Raw genomic sequence first — 17,842 nt, 5'->3', positions numbered from 1 at the left:
AAACGAAAACAAAAAAACTGTAGAATTTTCAATTAAACAAAAAAGCCAACATTACTGTTGGCTTTTGAGATTATGTATCAGGCAACTATCCGTTTAAGGCTTCTGCACCACCAACGATTTCAAGGATCTCGTTTGTAATTGCAGCCTGACGTGCTTTGTTGTATGTCAATTTCAATTGATTTCTCAATTCAGTAGCGTTATCTGTTGCTTTATGCATGGCAGTCATACGCGCACCATGTTCAGATGCATAAGAATCACGAATGGCTTTATACAATTGTGTTTTTAAAGATCGTGGAATTAATTCTTCAACGATTTGCTCTTTAGAAGGTTCAAAAATATAATCTACCGATTTTACGTTATCTGATTTCATCGGAATGATAGGCAGAAACTGTTCCGTAATTACAATCTGGGTAGCGGCATTTTTAAACTGATTGTAAACCAATTCAATCTTGTCGTATTGCCCGTCTGCGAACAACTGCATTAGTTCTTCAGCAATAAGGGAAACATTTTCAAAATTCAGGTTGTCGTAAATCTCATTGTTATTGGTAATTACAGTATTCATTTTACGAATAATGTCATTACCTTTTTTACCAATCGTTACGAAATCAACTTGTTTTCCCGGGTAAATAGTTTGTGTCAGACGTTTTGTTTCTTTCACAATATTAGCATTAAAAGCTCCACTTAAACCTCTGTTGGAAGTAATGGCTACCAAAAGAATTTTATTAACTGGTCTTTGCTCAGCAAATTTCCCAGCGCTGTCGCCATCTAAAGTAGCACTCAGATTTTGGAGCAATTCTGTTAGTTTTTCGGCATAAGGACGCATTGCAGTGATAGCATCCTGTGCTTTTTTCAACTTTGCAGCAGAAACCATTTTCATCGCAGATGTGATTTGCATCGTAGATGAAACGGAAGTAATTCTATTACGGATTTCCTTTAAATTTGCCATTGTTTAATTTGAAAATTAGGCAACCTGAAACCCTGATCGCTATGCTTTCAGGGGTCAGATTATCAAATTAGTTTTAGTTATATTTTGCTGAAACTTCTTTTGCAACATTCTCGATAACATCAGTAATTTTGTCATCCAGTTTACCTGCTTTTAAAGCATCAAGTGTATCTCTGTGTTTGTTGTTCAGGAATTCAAGGAAATCTTTCTCAAATTCTTTCACTTTATTAACCGGTACATTACGCAACAGGTTTTTAGAACCTGCATAGATAATTGCAACCTGGTCTTCTACAGTGTACGGATCATTAAGCCCTTGTTTCAGGATCTCAACGTTTCTTCTTCCTTTTTCAATTACATTTAATGTAACTGCATCAAGATCGGAACCGAATTTTGAAAAGGCTTCCAATTCACGGAATTGTGCCTGATCTAATTTTAAAGTACCGGCTACTTTTTTCATGGATTTAATCTGAGCATTACCTCCAACACGTGATACCGAGATACCTACGTTAATCGCCGGACGAACACCAGAGTTAAACAAGTCAGATTCTAAGAATATCTGTCCGTCAGTAATCGAAATTACGTTAGTTGGGATATAAGCAGAAACGTCACCCGCCTGAGTTTCGATAATTGGCAATGCCGTTAACGAACCACCCCCTTTTACGATTGGACGTAATGAATCTGGTAAATCATTCATGTTTTTAGCAATCTCATCATTCGCGATTACTTTTGCCGCACGCTCTAATAAACGGGAGTGCAGGTAGAAAACGTCTCCAGGATAAGCTTCACGGCCCGGTGGTCTTCTCAACAAAAGAGATACCTCACGGTAAGCAACTGCTTGTTTGGATAAATCATCATATACAATTAATGCAGGACGACCTGTATCACGGAAGTACTCCCCGATAGCTGCACCTGCGAAAGGAGCATATACTTGCATCGGAGCTGGATCAGAAGCATTAGCTGCTACGATCACGGTGTATGCCATAGCACCTTTTTCCTCTAATGTTTTAGCGATATTCGCTACAGTAGAAGCTTTTTGCCCAATAGCTACATATATACAGAATACTGGTTTACCAGCATCATAAAATTCTTTTTGATTCAGGATGGTATCCAGACAAACGGTAGATTTACCAGTTTGACGGTCACCAATTACAAGTTCTCTCTGGCCACGACCCACCGGGATCATAGCATCAACAGCTTTAATACCTGTTTGTAACGGTTCTGTTACCGGCTGACGGAAGATAACCCCAGGAGCTTTACGTTCCAATGGCATCTCATATAAAGTTCCACCGATAGGTCCTTTTCCATCAATTGGAAAACCAAGGGTGTTTACCACACGTCCTACCATTTCCTCACCAACTTTAAGTGAAGCGATACGTTGTGTTCTTTTGGCAGTAGATCCTTCGCTGATTCCGGTAGATGGCCCTAAAAGTACAACACCTACGTTGTCTTCTTCAAGGTTCAGAACCATTCCTTCCATACCATTGTCAAATTCTACTAACTCACCGTATTGAACATTCGATAACCCATATACACGGGCGATACCATCTCCAACTTGAAGTACTGTTCCAACTTCTTCCAGCGTAGCACCAGATTCAGAACCCGATAATTGCTTTCTTAATATTGCTGAAATTTCAGCAGGTTTAATTTCCGCCATCTTAATTTATAATTTAAACACTTTAATGTGTGGTAAATAACTAATTACTTAATTCTCTTTTTAACACTTGTAACCTGTTGGCAATGGAAGCATTATACTGCTTATCACCTATGCGTAATATAAATCCACCGATAATCGCCGGATCTACTATATTTTCAATTGTAATTTTCTTATCTGAAAATTCTTTTATTTTAGCCAGTACTTTAGCTTCCAATTCTTCAGTCAATGGGAATGCAGTGGTCACTTTAGCCGTTTCAACACCATTCAGCTCATCATAAAGTTTCGTGTACTGCAACGCGATAGCTTCCAGAATTTGAAATCTTTTATTATCTTTTAATAAATGAAATAATTTCTTAGTGATACCATCTGTTGCGCCAAAAACTTCCGATAGGGCAGCTTCTTTAACTTCAGCTTTAATTGTTGGATTATTGATAAAAGTATCCAGTTCCAAATTGTTTTTAACCGTTGAAGCGATCAAAACCATATCCTCATTAAGCTGCTGTGCCAGACCTTGCGAGTTCGCCAATTCTAAAACTGCTTTTGCGTAACGTATTGCTGCTCTTGTTCCTGACATAATGCTTAGTTTAAGGTAACGTCACCTAACATTTGGTCTACAAGTTTCACCTGAGCCTCTTTGTTAGAAAGTTCATTTTTCAATAATTTTTCCGCAATTTCAAGGGATAAAGAAGACACCTGGTTTTTCAATTCTGCCATGGCTGCATTCTTTTCTCCTTCGATAGCTGTTTTTGCCTGCTCGATCATACGATCACCCTGAAGTTGTGCTTCATGTTTTGCATCAGCAACAATTTTATCCTTCATTTCACGGGCATCTTTTAATAGAGCATCACGCTCTAAACGAGCTTCCTGCAAGATACGTTCGTTATCTGCCTGAAGATTTTGCATTTCTTTACGAGCTGCTTCTGCAGATGCAATCGCATTTCTGATTCCTTCTTCACGTTCTGTAATAGAACTCATGATAGGTTTCCAGGCGAATTTTGCTAATAACAATAATAATACTACCAGGATAATAACCTGCCAGAAAAACAATCCGAATGAAAAATCGTTAATTAATTTATCCATTTTATAAATGTAGTTTTTTCGTTATAACTTTTTAAAACAAAAACAAGTCCTGTAACCAACCGTTACAGGAAATGTTTTTTCTTCCTTTATTATCTTCCTAAGATCAAAGCAGCAAATGCTAAACCTTCTAATAAAGCCGCGATGATAATCATCGCAGTTTGAATTTTACCAGCAGCTTCTGGCTGACGAGCAATAGCATCCATTGCAGAACCACCGATTTTACCTAAACCAAGACCAGCACCGATTACTACCAGACCAGCTCCTACTAAATTTGGAATCTCACCCATAATGTATAATATAAAAAATTAAACTTCAAAAAATTAAACTAAACTATTCAAATGATCGTCATGGCCATGATCATCATGATGATCCTGTACTGCCATTCCGATAAATAATGATGATAACATTGTAAAAATAAATGCCTGAAGGAAAGCAACCAATATTTCAATTACAGAAATAAATAAAGTCAGTCCAAAAGATATTGGCAAATCTGCATAGATGTTTTTGGTTACGAAAATCATTCCGATCAAACTCATGATTACTACGTGACCTGCAGTAATATTTGCAAACAAACGAACCAATAATGCGAATGGTTTAGTCAGTGTCCCTAAAATCTCGATTGGCATTAAAATAATTTTCATCGGTACAGGAACTCCCGGCATCCAGAAAATATGTTTCCAGTAATCTTTATTTCCACTAAACTGTGTAATAATGTAAGTAAATAAAGCCAAACAAACTGTAATCGCAATATTTCCGGTAACATTAATTCCCAGTGGCGTCATTCCTAAAAGATTCAGAATCCAGATAAAGAAGAATACTGTTAAAAGGTAGCCCATAAATTTTCTGTATTTTTTCTCTCCGATATTTGGAATCGCAACCTCATCTCTGATGAAGATTATCAAAGGCTCCAATACTCTTCCGAATCCAGTTGGGATTGGTCCTTTTTTATAGGATCTTGCCAAAGCTGTAAACATCAACAATAATAAGATTGCCGTAAAAAGCATGGACACAACATTTTTTGTAATGGAAAAATCCAGTGGTCTTTCATTTTTTGGATGTCCGTGCTCATCTAAAGTGATGTTACCCTGAGCATCCGTTTTATAAATTTTACCGTGTACTAATTTGTAGAAGTTACCATCTACTTCAGCAACAGCTTCACCGTGGTGTAATTTGGAAGAAGAAAAAACTTTCAGTCCGTTATCCAAAAGGATTACAGGTAATGGAAAACCATAATTTTTACCTTCGGCTTTATCGGAAAAGAAGACAAAATCGTGTGAGTCCTGCAAGTGATGATCAATAAATGCATCCACTTCTGCTTTTCTAGGATCAGCTGCAGCAATTTCCTCATGATGTCCTGCCTGTACAGTTGTATGCACAGAATCAGTAGTAACCCTAAGAGAATCAGATCCCGGGGTTGCCATTGTACTAAAAGGAAGTAAAGCTACAAAAGTCGCTATTATTAATCTAACAGGTTTTTTAGAAATCACCATATCTATTATTATCTTAAAATTTGCGGTCTTTAAATTTTTTGCAAAGGTAATTTTTTAATTGATATTCCCATACCGTAGCCTATTTTTTTTTGATCTAAATGACAATTAATTCTCCCTTTACTGTTTATTGTTTAATAAACGAGTTGTGAAAAACGCTTCAATTGCCAAAAAGAGAATAAAAATCATAAAAAAATTTATTTTTTCTGCATAAACAGCATTCCCGGTACGGTTCAAAACTGGCAATAAAAACAGGTAACAAAGCGCCATTTTTATACTGGTCCCCAATAAAAAAGTATATCCCAATTGTTCCGGTGCCTTTGTTTTGATCCGGATTAAAACCAGCATCATAATTACGGACAACAGTGCCACAAAAGCATACACCAAAGGCAATTTATAAAAAAAGGAAGCCTGCAAAGCTTCCAGCGATGGCAACTGAAAAACCAGCCAATGCAGGAGTAACAGTATCCCTGAAAAAATTACAATTTTAAAAATGGGACTGTATTTCGTTCTATTCATTAGTCTTTATCTTTATTCAACTGGTTTACCTGCCGTATCACATTGTACAAGGCTACGCACACACCAAATAAGGTGCTTACCTTTACATATAATGCATTCTCGTTTGGATATTTGTGGTCGAGCCACTCGCCTAAATAATAAAATCCATAGATTATTATTCCCATTTGAAAAGGAATATTAATCAAACCCAACCATTTATTAAGCGGTTTTTTCTTCGGATTGTTTTCCTCCATTTTTAATATTTAGGGTTTTTATAGTGTCTTTCATCACACAGGAAGCACTAAAATCAGCTCCAGGTTCCACCGCCAGTTTCCCGACGAATACTTCCCCTTTGATACTGGCTTTAGCTTTGATATTCAGCAGTTCTGTTACCTGTATGGTCCCTTCAAAACGGCCTTCTATATCCGCATTGTTACAGGTAATATTACCCAATACTTTCCCCGTAGGGCCAATCACAATTTTACCCCCTGATATAAAATTACCATTCAATTCCCCATCAAGGCGGAAGTCGGCTAAAGAGGTAATGTCTCCTGTGATAACGGTTCCTTCTACAATCCTGTTCGTCTTACCGAACTGTTCCTTGATTAGATTCTTATTGCTTTTTTCAAACATGATTTTTATACTATACAGCAGTAGCACGCAGTAATGATCTACCGCGTGCTACTGTTTTATTTTTTTAATGCCAGGTATTCCTCAATATTTTTACGGAACTGGACAATTTTATAGTTCTCACTTGAGATGATAATTGCCGGTTCTGTAATCTTGTACTCTTTATATTCCTTCAGTATCGTTTCCAGATTACGGGCTGCTGCTTCCGACCTTAGATTATGGATTACAATAAAATTGTTATCCATGGTATAATTATCAAAAGATAATGTCAGGCGCTCAAATTTACGGTCTTCGACGACTTTTTTCAATTTGTCCTGAAGGTATTTGATCTTCTCTTTTTCGTTCTCTCCTACTTTAAATATAATTTTCCAGCTGGCCGATTCTATAGCGTCAAATTTGGCACTTTCAAGAATCGGAATAGAATTATGAAGCAGGCTTTCTGCCTGTTTTCCTTCTTCGCTGTTCGGGTAATTTAGAGCCACAAAATTCAGGGCTGTCTTATACTCTCCAAGGCCTTTTAATTTTGCAATGGTATTGGCTTTCAGCAATTCAAATTTAGAAACAATATCCTCACCGGTATACTGATCGATAAGCGCATCGGAAGCTGCGAGTACCGCTTTATAATCTTCTTTCTCATACACGCGGAATAATTTGGCATATACTTCCTCCGGGCTGCCGGCAATTGTTTCTTCCGATGTCGGGTTTTCTAATATTTGCGCATAGCGTGTTTCCGGATAATCGCGCACAATTCGGGCTTTCATGGCCTGGGCTTTGGCCGGATCGATAATTTCATAAATCTTATACAGATTATATAATGTCGGCAATACCAAACGCTCTTCTGGCTTGTTTTCTAATAATTGTTCCAGTTTTGACGCTGCCAACTGATTTTCCTTGAATTTTTCTTTATAGATAATTCCCAATTGGTAATACGCAAAATTGCGTTCTTTCCCCAAACTATCGATTACCTTCCTATCGGTAGGGATCTGGCTGATATAAAAATCGGTATTGTAGGCCGGATTTTCCACTTTTTCCTTCGTTCCTTCTGCTGTGTCGGTATCGGTTATTTCTTCCGGAGCCAAATCTATGGTTGATTTGATTACTGACAATCGCCAGTTATCCTTCAGCGTTCTTTTTCCCCATTTTTTACGGAATTCATTTTTACCATAGGCCAACGTCGATGGATTGTAGAATGGAAAAGTACTGGATGAGGTATTTCCAGTAACCGGTGGTACGGGCCCGTCGGTTGGAGGAGGTACAATTCCGGAATTCATTTCTTCCATCGCCCTTCGTTTGCTCGCCATCGTGGAATTCGGATCATTACTATCCGTATTCCCGGCCATAGGATTTCCAGTATTTCCCGTATTCCCGGAATTGTTCTGCGAAGCCGCTGCAGCTTCTTCCTGGATTTTTCTCAGGGCATCTTCCTTCTTAAGTTTCACAATATAATCCTGGAAAAAATTTGCCTTGTCGTCATCCGACATCGCTACTAATTTCAGGATACTGTCATTATGCTGGGCAATCGCCTCATATTTAATGACATCAACAAGATTTTCCCTCTTTTTCTTAATGTTACGGTATTCACGGGTTCTGTTATTCAGCCGTATTAAGGTACTGTCATAATATTTACCCGCAGTAGGATATTTTGCATTATGGAAATACATTTCTGCCATATTCCTATAGTTGGAAGCCGCGAGGTATTGATCCTGTGAATTGGTCCGGAGTGATTTGTTATAGTAAGCCATTGCTTTCTTCTGATCGCCTGCTTTCTCATAAAACAATCCCATCTGATGGTTTAATACATCGAGGTAAGGCCTGTTCTCCCGGTCTTTCAGTAGTCTATTGTATTTCTTTACAAACAGCAGTGTATCACCATGTTCGAAATCAAAATAGGCGGCCTGATGTGCATGAGCCTGAATAACATACTGCCTTGGCGATTTCCGGTTCATATCAATCACAGCCTGATAGGCGAGGAATGCACTGTCTTTTTCCTGTTTTTTATCGTAGAGTTGTCCCAGGATAAAACGGTACCGTGCTTTTTCTTCGTTCTCACGGGTATAGACTACTGCTTTCTTCAATGCTACTACTGCACTGTCCTGCTGTTCCAGGTTGAGGAATGCCTGGGCAAGGATAGCATTGGCATCAGCAATAATCTGGTCTTTGAATTTGATATCGTTCAATAAAATTTTCAGGTTTTTTACCGCTAAAGCATCATTCTCCATCCGGATATTGGTCTTTTCACGCCATACTTTTACCTCATAAATTTTATCACTTTTCGGATATTTGTAGAGTACATAATTAAACGCCTCCAATGCCGGAATAAAGCGCTTGTCGTAGTACCGCGCCTTCCCTAACAAAAGATGCGCTTCATCCATCTGTGGATTTCTTTCCTCTCCCTGGATGTTCATGGAATGTTTCTGAATGGCTTTTATCGCTTTGGTTTCCGCCCTTTCAAAATTCGCATTTTTAGTTTGCCCGGGTAACATTTCTTCTTTGGTAATCTGCATCCTTTCGATAGGAAGCGGTTCCCAAAAATTATCTTTATACTGGTTTTTTAAATCTTTGATACCGGCCTCTAAAGCGATATTGCCATTATACAGAATATTGTATTCTGTATTCACAGCGTGAAAATTTCTGTTGATAAGCGAATCTTTTTTGGTAGAGCAAGCCGCCAAAACAAGAATAAATCCTGTACCAAAAGAATATTTAAATAGATTGGTTTTCAATGTAAAAACGTTTTATCCTTTAACTGTTAAAAGCTAAATTTAGTATAATGACTGGTAAAAATACATTTCTTTTTGATATAGAAGAAAATTAATATATTTTTTTTGTGTGAAGGATAGGCGCAGGCTGCCGTAGCAGCGCAGATAGCCTGACCGTTGATAAAAAAAGGAGCCTATCAGCGTTCCGGCTGATGGCTCCTTTTCTTTTAGCAAGGGTCACACCCCAATTATATGGCAAAGAAAGCTTCGAGTTCCTGTAGTGTTTCTTCGGAAGTACGAATATCTTTCACGACTTCCCCTTTGTGAAGGGCAACAATACGATCGGAAACTTCTATGGTATGCATCAAATCATGGCTGGAAACCAAAACGGTTACATTCGGGTCTTCTGCCAGTTCCTTGATGATTTTTTTGAGTCGGAACTGGGTGGTAGGATCCAGGTTGGCAAATGGCTCATCGAGTATAATCACCTCAGGATTACCGATTAAAGCAGCTACAATCCCTACTTTCTTTTGGTTTCCCTTGGATAAATCCCGTAGGTATTTTTTGTTTTTAAGGATTTCCCCATTGAAAAACTCTTCATATTTGCTAATAAAACTGTCGATATCGGCTTTATTTTGCCCTCTCAATTCTCCGATGAAATAAAAATATTCTTCCGGTGTCAGATAGCCAATCAGGAAGCTTTCGTCGATAAAGGAACTGGTGAATGTTTTCCAGTCTTCACTCTTGTCGACAGCAACGCCATTGTTTATGATAGCACCGGCAGTGGGTTGGATCAGGTCCAGCAATAGGCTGAAGAAAGTTGTTTTCCCTGCTCCGTTATTGCCCACGAGGCCGAAACTTTGCCCTTTTTCGATTTGAAGGTCCTGGATATTCAATACGGTGGTTCCGTTATAGGTTTTGATAAGGTCTTTTACTTGTATCATGATAAGGTCTTTTTTGAAGTTGGTGGAATACTCTTCCTAATTTTTTTGTTTGTAAGCCGCTATAGTTTTGTATTTCTCGTCTTTGTAGATTTTTTCAATCATAGAGAATACTTTATCCCGAAAAGCAAATCCGATAATCCCGGCGATCGCCACAAAGGCATAACCCGCCACAGGGCCTATCAGTAAATTTCCAATCCAGAAAAAAACCATCGGCAAAAATAATTTTGGCAATACCAGCAGCATCGTCTTCATGTTAAAAGCCTGCTTGTCCCCAAATGCCCCTTTTCCGGAAGCAAGGTCTATCGGTGTCTTGATATAAGCCCCACCCAATAACACCAAATGAGAGTTAACACCAATATTATAAATCGCTCCCACTACAATGGCTGCATATACTTTAACGCCAAAATAGAGGTAAAACGAAGCTAAAACGGTCGAAATAATCGTAGCAATTACTACTAACCACCATTTGGAGGTCAGGTAATCTCTATACCGGATATTTTGAGTCATCATCAACGAGTAATACCCACTATCCCAACTTGGTACAAATTGCCCGAAAGTAAACAAGAAGCCTCCGGAAACAAAAATACCGGCAAAAATCTGCCATAACGGCCCTTTGTACAGTTCAATGCTATTGGTAAAAAACAAAAAGCCATAAAATAAAAACATTACACTCATGAATAACGTCATTTTAGAACGCTTGTTTCTCCGGATGAGTTTGATATCATTTTTCAGGAAAGTTCCCACTGTCCCAAACTTATCCAGCCATGTATAGGCTTCTGTTTTTGCGATATCCTGTTTTGCAGAAAGTCCCGTATCCAGGTATAAATTGGATTTGAAATACCGGAATGCAATTACATAAAGGGCAACAAATACGAGTATCTGCGCTATGAAAGCATAAGATGTATCGAAAAATGCATCAAAAACAACCCCAGTGTAGGTCGTGATATCAAAAAGGTCATAATATTGTGCTATTCCAAGCACTATAAGCATTCCTATAAAAATAATCATCAGGTAATCCTTATTATTCAAAAGGACATTCCATAAATTATTACTATAAATTACAAATGTCATGGCTACAAACCACACAACTACCTGAGAGGGGTTGTAGCCTTCTTTCAAAAGTACAATCGTAAATGGGATGAAGAAAAACGCATGTATAAAATTAAAGAAAGACAATAGCGTTTTGCCTAATGCAAAATGAACGATCATATTCTTCCTGAGGTTAATCGTCAATAATGGCTTAATATTAATAACGGGCGTTTTTTGCAGGAGCAAACGGATAAGAAGATCTACTATAAAATAATAAATCAGGAAACGGTTGACAGTCCTGAGCGGATCAAGATGTAGTTCCTCCCGGATGAGATAAAAGGATGCGATTCCAAGGCCCAGGAAAACAATTGAAAAATAAACGGCAACAAATCCCATCACAATTTTCATGGCCAGGTTACTGCCAAATGAAGCGGATCTGGCAAATGCCTTCCATTCGAGGATTAAAAATTTTTTGAACATACTGGTTTAAGTTTGGTTTGCTAATTAGATGCCTAATGAAATAAAATGTTACACTTTTATTGCAATTTCATTTTCTACGGGATAAGTAGCCCGTATTTCCGACAGTATTTTTCCCGGTAATATGCGAAGCTGCACATAGGCCAATAAAGCATACAGCGTAATGCATATACTGCTTATTGCTATTCCCAAAGCGGACATAGGCTCATCATAGTTAATCATCCTGCTGAATATCGAAAATGCAGGTTGTAGTATAAAGATTGGCAATACCCTAAAGTTCTGAGCTGTAGTTTCAAAAAGCCATTTTTTACCGGTTTGAATGTACCTGAGTTCCGATTCCTTTCTGCGTTTGTGCATTCCAATTGTCATAAAAGCCATGACCAATATTAACACTACAAACAAAAAATATTCGGGACGGCCAAACAGGCTTGCGATCGAATAAATTCCATACATGCCCAAGGCTGTCAATACAATTTTTGGCAATCGGAAAAATTCACGGTAATAAGTCCAAATTAGCTTTTGGTATTTTTTGCCTAAAAATTTCTGCCGCTGTTCTATGATACCTGTAAATCCAAAAATGCCAAATTTCTGAAACTGAATCTGTAAAGCGGCTTCAAAACTCAGGTTTGGATCCGCTTCCCATCCTGCTTCAATACTATTGGCAAGATGATCAACCAATTCCGATTGCAAGTCATACCATTCTACAAAATGTTTACGGGTAAAAACATATAATATCTCTATTTGTTCCGAAGTAAGTTTCATGACAGTTTTAGTGTATAATGTTTAAATGATGTGCGGTAAGTAGAGTACATTACAATAGCAAAGCTGCTCATAAAAGAGGTATAAAGCGCTCTTCCTATGGTAGTATCAATATGGTTATTTACATTGACCATTATCGCCATTGTTACAAAAACACAGTAAAAAGCAGCGATTTTATCGGAAACCGAAAAATTTAATTTTTTGAGAAATGTTTTATACAAATAACTACATCCGATCAGAATGCCCGCTATTCCCTGAATAATCCGGTGTCCGTCTATCCATTCAAAATCAAAATTTGAAAAATAATCGCGGTACAAAAATGAAACACTAAAAAAAAGCAGTCCTAAAAAAATAAATAAAGGGGATCTTAATTGCTTAAAAATAAGGGCGATCGCTTTTTGGGAGGCATGGCTGCCTAATTTGGCATTCAGCCGGATCAATTCTTTTTTATGGCATTCACAATAGGCACGAAATGCCAGATCAAAGTTGCGTTCTTCCGCTCTTAAGTCACAGGCAATGTGGTCTGTCATTTCCAGACGGATATCGTAATAGCCGATTCCCAAACGAATAAGATAGTTGTCTATCTGCTGTATATTTTCCGGAGTTAGTGCCATACTATTGGGTGATAACTAATCGTGTTCTAATTTTTTCGAAATGCGATTGGTACAACTGATAGATCATTACAGGATAAACAATCAGGATGGACCAGTGCAGCAACCTGCATAAACCTAGTATAGAAAATGCATCAAAATCGGGATTCCCGAGATTCAGCAGCACTTTCTGTACATAGATCAAAAAGACCGTAATCAATTGCCGTTCGTATAAAAACCGAAATATCGTTTTTTGCTTACTTCGGATTATCGTATAAAATCCTCCCAACATCACTATACTACTTCCGATGAATACCAGGTCTACCAGACCTGAAAAAACCTCCAGGCCAATTCCTGCATATCGAATTAGCGCAACAATAATGACAGTATTGATTAAGGCATAGCCCAAATGCTGCAACAACATTTTTTTGTACACACCGATACAACTTTTCATGATAATTCTGGGAAGCGACCAAAACATTCCGAACCAGCCTGAAGAAGACTGAACCAATTCGCGACTCCATTTCTGAATCACTTCCTTTGAAGCCTCTTCAAAGGAAATCGTCTTTTCCTGCATCTTATGCTCTATTTCGAGGATCATGTGATCGAGTATTTCTTCCTTGAAATCGATATAAACAATCCCTAAATTCTGAAGTATTCTTTCAATAGTTGCGACCTGTTCGCGTGTCAATTTTTCCATACTTACGACTATTAATAGCTTAGTTTTGGATTCACAATACTTTGCATATTCCGGATAAACTCCTCCAGTTCTGCCAGCCTGTTGACCGTTTCCTGTTGCCCGCTTTCTGTAAGTTTGTAATATTTTCTCAGGCGGTTATCTACTTTTTCCATTTCCACATCCAATAAGCCTTCTGCTTCTAATTTATGCAATGCCGGATATAATGCGCCTTCTGTAATTTGCAGTTCGCCTTTGGTAATTTCCTTTACTTTCTGTGTAATTTCATAGCCGTACATGCGGCCATTTTCACCTAATAATTTCATTATTATGGTATTAAGGCTTCCTTTGTACAATTGTGAATTTTTCATAGTGTCTGTATCTCGATTTCAAATATACATAAGTTTTTTAGGTATATAACTTACTTAGGTATTAAAATTAATATTTTATCAAAACACACAGTTTAGTACCTTTGCAAAAAATATCTGATAATGTCTACATTTTATAAATTGAATATTAAAGAAATTACCCGCGAGACTGCCCAAGCCGTTTCTGTGGTCTTTAATGTTCCATTAGAACTAAAACCAAATTACGAGTTCGTTGCCGGACAATATATTAATCTTAAACTAACACTGGACGGAAAAGAGATCCGCAGGGCGTATTCTATTTGTTCTTCACCGGACAGTGGGGAATTGCGGATTGCAATTAAAGCCGTGAAGAATGGCTCCTTTTCAAAATTTGCCAACACCTCTTTAAAGGTGGGTGATACCATTGAAGTCGGTACGCCGGAAGGTAAATTTACGTTTGAACCGAATGTTGAAAAGCAAAAAAACTATGCTTCCTTTGTTGCTGGTAGTGGAATTACACCCATGTTATCCATCATCAAAACAGTTTTAAAACAAGAGCCTCTCAGTTCTTTTGTCCTGGTTTATGGAAACAGAACCCCGGAGGAAACCATTTTCAAACAGCAATTGCACGATCTTCACTTGGAATATACCGGAAGGCTTTTTGTACATTATGTGTACAGCCAGTCAAAAATTGAGGGGGAATTGTTTGGAAGAATAGAACGTTCTACTGTTAATTTCGTACTGAAAAACAAGCACAAAGAGATGGATTTCAGTACATTTTACCTTTGTGGCCCGGAACAAATGATCAATACCGTAAGTGACGTATTGAAAGAAAGCAATATCAAAGAAAGCAAAATAAAATTTGAGCTTTTTACGCCTCCGGCAGAAGAGCATGTCATTGAAGCTTCTCTTGAAGGACATACAAAAATTACTATGGTCGTAGACAATGAAGCGACCGATTTCGTAATGTCCAAACAACAAACCATATTAGATGCGGCTCTAAAACAGGGTATTGATGCTCCATATTCCTGCCAGGGCGGGATCTGTAGCAGTTGTATGGCACGTGTTACGCAAGGAACGGCAGAGATGACCAAAAACTCTATATTAACCGATGGGGAAATTGCTGAAGGATTGATTCTGACTTGTCAGGCACATCCTACATCCGCAGAGATTTTTGTAGATTTTGACGATGTGTAAAAACAGGCTGTAGCCCTACTATTTTTACAATCTATTCGATTAAAAAAACACGACTGCTGAAATTATAGTTCACTTAAAATATTTAGTAAAAAATAACGATTTTTTTGTATATTTTTGATCAAAATAGCAAAATTACTACGATATGAATTACTACCGCCCTTTTTGTGTACTATTGGTTTCAGCAGTTTTGCTTTCCTGCAAACAGGAAAATTCAAGAAATGCTGAAGAAAATGCAGCTACCAGTGAAATAGCTCCTGCTACTGAAAGCCAAATGGCTTCTTCAAGTGCTGCAGTGGAAAGTAAAAATCCCGACCGGAAATTTATCCGTACAGCGGATCTTAAATTTAAAGTCAAAAACGTAGCGCAATCTACCTATTCCATCGAAAATACAGTTTCAAGATTTAATGGATTTGTGACTTCCACAGAATTACGAAGCATTGTAAACAATACCACTACAACTAAAGTGAGTAGCGATTCCCTGATTGAAACAACGCGTTTTAACGTGGAAAATGCTATGATCATCCGCGTGCCCAATACAGCACTTGACACCACCCTAAAAACCATTGCCCGGCAGATTGATTATTTAGACTACCGTATTATTAAAGCGGATGACGTATCCTTACAACTTTTGTCCAACCAGCTCTCTCAAAAGAGAAATGCTGCCAATCAACAACGGGTCACACAAGCGATACAAAACCGGGGTAAAAAATTAGGCGAAACCCTGGATGCAGAAGATCGCCTGCATGAAAGCCAGACTGAATCAGACGATGCACAACTTTCCAGTCGTGCCCTGAATGATCAAGTAAGCTACAGCACTGTGAGCTTATATCTCTATCAAAAAGAAGCCGTAAGGCATGAAAAAATTGCAAATCCAGAAAATGAAAAGTTCAGGACAGGATTAGGAATCCGCTTTGCAGACGGATTAAGAAACGGTTGGTATATGCTCGAATCACTATTGGTATTCCTTTCTAATCTTTGGACTTTATTTGTAATCGCTATTGTAGGCTGGCTGTTGTACCGTAAATTTAAAAAACCGAGTGTTTAACCTAAAGCTTCTTCTATTTTTTTAACTACTACCGAAGGGGATATGCTCTCCATCACCGCTTCGTAACCCTCAACCTGTTTATTTCCATAGATCGAAGTAGGCAACAGTGGATAGCGTTCCCGATCAGCTGCTATAGCGGAATCCATGGGTTGATTGAATGGTAAAAAACCAGCATAAGGGTGGGTTGCGCCCCAAATGGTAATCACTTTTATCCCTAACATCGCAGCAATATGGGCATTCCCGGAATCCATACTGAGCATGACATCCAGATGGTTGATCAGTTGTAATTCCTGTTTCAGTTTGAGCGTACCGGCAATTACTTTTACGTTGGTTAATCCGGCAGCAAATTGCTCCAAAACTGCAATTTCCTGAGCTCCGCCTCCAAAAAGGAAAATTCTATATTCCGGATTACCGGCAAGCTGGCGAATAACCTGCTGCATCAGTTCCTGTGGGTATACTTTTGATGCATATTGGGCAAAAGGAGCGATTCCAATCCATTTCCCGGTTTTTTCACCGGTTACTGCCTTTACGGCTGTTTCCAACGGTTGTGGTAATGGGAAAATCGGCTGCTGCAGGTCAACAGGAAATCCTAATTGCTCAAAAACCCGCGTATACCGAATCACCATTGGCGCAAGCGGTTTAAAAATTTTATTTTTTCCACGGGTTAGCGCTTTTTTTTCGGCTCTTCCTTTATCTACAAAAGCAACTTTTTTACCTCCCAATGCAAAAAAACTACGGATGACTTTAGAGCGCAGTACATTATGCAAATCAGCTACAGCATCTATATCACTCTTTCTCAGATCCCGGTACAGCCGGTACAATCCCAAGAACCCTTTATGTCTTTCCTTTAGGTCAATCGGGAAAAAATCCACATTCAAAATCCCTTCGAAAAAAGGGCTGAAAAAAGGCCTTGAAACTACTGTAACCTTTATCGTAGGATATTGCGCCACAAGAGCCCGTATTACAGGCACAGTCATGGCAACATCACCCATTGCAGAAAGCCTAAAAACTAAAATATGTTTGATATCCGGCATCGTACTTTTTTATATAAAAAAAGACTTCCCGAAACGAGGTTTCAAAAAGTCTTTTGGTTTATCTGGATTTAATCCGTTTTCTATTGTTGTCAGACGTTTTTTATAACGTTCTTATTTTTTATTTTGATATAAAACCGGGTTCAGCTCATCATCATTATACATTTTCATCTGCTTGTATACTTTCATGAACTTCTCTCCTTTTTCAATATCATGAAGCAGGTCATCAATGGCAGTAGAAAGATCTGTCAATTGTTCTAACAGCACATTCAGTTTCTCCTGACACTTGTCACGGTGTTCTTGTGAAGCTTCCGCACGTGTCGCTTCTTCCCGCATGTGATATATTTTCAACGCCAGGATAGAAAGACGGTCGATCGCCCAGGCCGGACTTTCTGAATTAATCTTAGCATTGGGCTTTAAGGGTGTACCCGCAAATTTCTGTAGAAAATAACTGTCGATATATTCCACCATATCGGTACGCTCCTGATTGGAAGCGTCAATACGTCTTTTTAGTGCCAACGCTGCTACCGGATCAATTTGCGGATCTCGGATGATATCTTCAAAGTGCCATTGAACGGTATCAATCCAATTTTTGAAATACAACAAATGTTCTATTTTCTCTTTTGGAAATGGATTGTTAATGGGTTGATCAACATTATCATACTTGTGATAATCCTGAATACTCTGCTCAAAAACAGAATAAGCTAATTTAGAAAACATATCTTTACACTTTTAAAAGACAAATATACTTTTTAT

At 38.3% G+C, this 17,842-nt stretch carries 20 protein-coding genes; 2 read left to right on the top strand and 18 right to left on the bottom strand.

Going from position 1 to position 17,842, the window contains the following annotated elements; genetic code table 11:
• Positions 1-85: 85 nt before the first annotated feature.
• From atpG to FK004_RS04665, 16 genes are all read right to left on the bottom strand, one after another.
• Positions 86-946: an ATP synthase F1 subunit gamma gene (gene atpG, locus FK004_RS04740; protein ID WP_108736230.1), complete on the bottom strand. Its 861-nt coding sequence runs from the start codon at positions 944-946 to the stop codon at positions 86-88.
• Between the two features lie 73 nt (positions 947-1,019).
• Entirely contained in the window at positions 1,020-2,597 is a 1,578-nt protein-coding gene (gene atpA / locus FK004_RS04735; RefSeq protein ID WP_108736229.1) for a F0F1 ATP synthase subunit alpha, read from the bottom strand.
• Positions 2,598-2,637: 40 nt separating this feature from the next.
• Positions 2,638-3,171, bottom strand: a complete 534-nt coding sequence (gene atpH / locus FK004_RS04730; RefSeq protein ID WP_108736228.1) for an ATP synthase F1 subunit delta — start codon at positions 3,169-3,171, stop codon at positions 2,638-2,640.
• Between the two features lie 5 nt (positions 3,172-3,176).
• Complete coding sequence (locus FK004_RS04725) at positions 3,177-3,677, bottom strand: F0F1 ATP synthase subunit B (protein ID WP_108736227.1); 501 nt, start codon at positions 3,675-3,677, stop codon at positions 3,177-3,179.
• 89 nt (positions 3,678-3,766) lie between these two features.
• Positions 3,767-3,964, bottom strand: a complete 198-nt coding sequence (gene atpE, locus FK004_RS04720) for an ATP synthase F0 subunit C (protein WP_108736226.1) — start codon at positions 3,962-3,964, stop codon at positions 3,767-3,769.
• 33 nt (positions 3,965-3,997) lie between these two features.
• Positions 3,998-5,167, bottom strand: a complete 1,170-nt coding sequence (gene atpB, locus FK004_RS04715) for a F0F1 ATP synthase subunit A (RefSeq protein ID WP_108736225.1) — start codon at positions 5,165-5,167, stop codon at positions 3,998-4,000.
• A 117-nt stretch (positions 5,168-5,284) separates the two neighbouring features.
• Entirely contained in the window at positions 5,285-5,683 is a 399-nt protein-coding gene (locus FK004_RS04710) for a DUF6168 family protein (RefSeq protein ID WP_108736224.1), read from the bottom strand.
• The gene (locus FK004_RS04705; protein ID WP_108736223.1) at positions 5,683-5,916 is read right to left on the bottom strand and encodes an AtpZ/AtpI family protein; all 234 of its coding nucleotides are present in this window, start codon (positions 5,914-5,916) and stop codon (positions 5,683-5,685) included. The genes FK004_RS04710 and FK004_RS04705 overlap by 1 nt, the downstream gene beginning before the upstream one ends.
• Positions 5,882-6,295 (bottom strand): bactofilin family protein, encoded by a 414-nt coding sequence (locus FK004_RS04700; RefSeq protein ID WP_108736222.1) that lies wholly within the window; start codon positions 6,293-6,295, stop codon positions 5,882-5,884. The genes FK004_RS04705 and FK004_RS04700 overlap by 35 nt, the downstream gene beginning before the upstream one ends.
• 56 nt (positions 6,296-6,351) lie before the next feature.
• On the bottom strand, positions 6,352-9,015 hold the full coding sequence (gene porW, locus FK004_RS04695) for a type IX secretion system periplasmic lipoprotein PorW/SprE (protein WP_108736221.1): 2,664 nt from the start codon (positions 9,013-9,015) through the stop codon (positions 6,352-6,354).
• A 224-nt stretch (positions 9,016-9,239) separates the two neighbouring features.
• Positions 9,240-9,935 carry an ABC transporter ATP-binding protein gene (locus tag FK004_RS04690; protein ID WP_108736220.1) on the bottom strand — a complete coding sequence of 232 codons (696 nt, stop codon included), beginning with the start codon at positions 9,933-9,935 and terminating at the stop codon, positions 9,240-9,242.
• 36 nt (positions 9,936-9,971) lie between these two features.
• Entirely contained in the window at positions 9,972-11,444 is a 1,473-nt protein-coding gene (locus FK004_RS04685) for a DUF5687 family protein (protein ID WP_108736219.1), read from the bottom strand.
• A gap of 48 nt (positions 11,445-11,492) precedes the next feature.
• On the bottom strand, positions 11,493-12,203 hold the full coding sequence (locus FK004_RS04680) for a hypothetical protein (RefSeq protein ID WP_108736218.1): 711 nt from the start codon (positions 12,201-12,203) through the stop codon (positions 11,493-11,495).
• Positions 12,200-12,814 carry a hypothetical protein gene (locus FK004_RS04675; RefSeq protein WP_108736217.1) on the bottom strand — a complete coding sequence of 205 codons (615 nt, stop codon included), beginning with the start codon at positions 12,812-12,814 and terminating at the stop codon, positions 12,200-12,202. Before FK004_RS04675 ends, FK004_RS04680 begins: the two co-directional genes overlap by 4 nt.
• Before the next feature lies 1 nt (position 12,815).
• Positions 12,816-13,490 carry a hypothetical protein gene (locus FK004_RS04670; protein WP_108736216.1) on the bottom strand — a complete coding sequence of 225 codons (675 nt, stop codon included), beginning with the start codon at positions 13,488-13,490 and terminating at the stop codon, positions 12,816-12,818.
• An 11-nt stretch (positions 13,491-13,501) separates the two neighbouring features.
• Complete coding sequence (locus tag FK004_RS04665) at positions 13,502-13,837, bottom strand: PadR family transcriptional regulator (protein WP_108736215.1); 336 nt, start codon at positions 13,835-13,837, stop codon at positions 13,502-13,504.
• Positions 13,838-13,957: 120 nt separating this feature from the next.
• On the opposite strand from FK004_RS04665, the gene FK004_RS04660 reads away from it, so the two are divergent.
• Both FK004_RS04660 and FK004_RS04655 read left to right on the top strand, forming a co-directional pair.
• Complete coding sequence (locus FK004_RS04660) at positions 13,958-15,010, top strand: 2Fe-2S iron-sulfur cluster-binding protein (RefSeq protein WP_108736214.1); 1,053 nt, start codon at positions 13,958-13,960, stop codon at positions 15,008-15,010.
• A 142-nt stretch (positions 15,011-15,152) separates the two neighbouring features.
• Entirely contained in the window at positions 15,153-16,055 is a 903-nt protein-coding gene (locus FK004_RS04655; RefSeq protein WP_108736213.1) for a DUF4349 domain-containing protein, read from the top strand.
• Here FK004_RS04655 and FK004_RS04650 read toward each other — a convergent pair.
• A complete protein-coding gene (locus FK004_RS04650; protein ID WP_170108542.1) occupies positions 16,052-17,089 on the bottom strand; it encodes a glycosyltransferase family 9 protein in 1,038 nt (345 codons plus the stop codon). The two genes, FK004_RS04655 and FK004_RS04650, sit on opposite strands and share 4 nt — an antisense overlap.
• A 111-nt stretch (positions 17,090-17,200) precedes the next feature.
• The gene (locus tag FK004_RS04645; RefSeq protein ID WP_108736212.1) at positions 17,201-17,806 is read right to left on the bottom strand and encodes a DUF4254 domain-containing protein; all 606 of its coding nucleotides are present in this window, start codon (positions 17,804-17,806) and stop codon (positions 17,201-17,203) included.
• Between the last annotated feature and the right edge of the window lie 36 nt (positions 17,807-17,842).

This window comes from Flavobacterium kingsejongi (genome assembly GCF_003076475.1).
GTDB classification, from domain to species: Bacteria; Bacteroidota; Bacteroidia; order Flavobacteriales; family Flavobacteriaceae; genus Flavobacterium; species Flavobacterium kingsejongi.
Note: the sequence above shows the minus strand (reverse complement) of the source record. Positions and strands in the feature narration are given on the sequence as shown.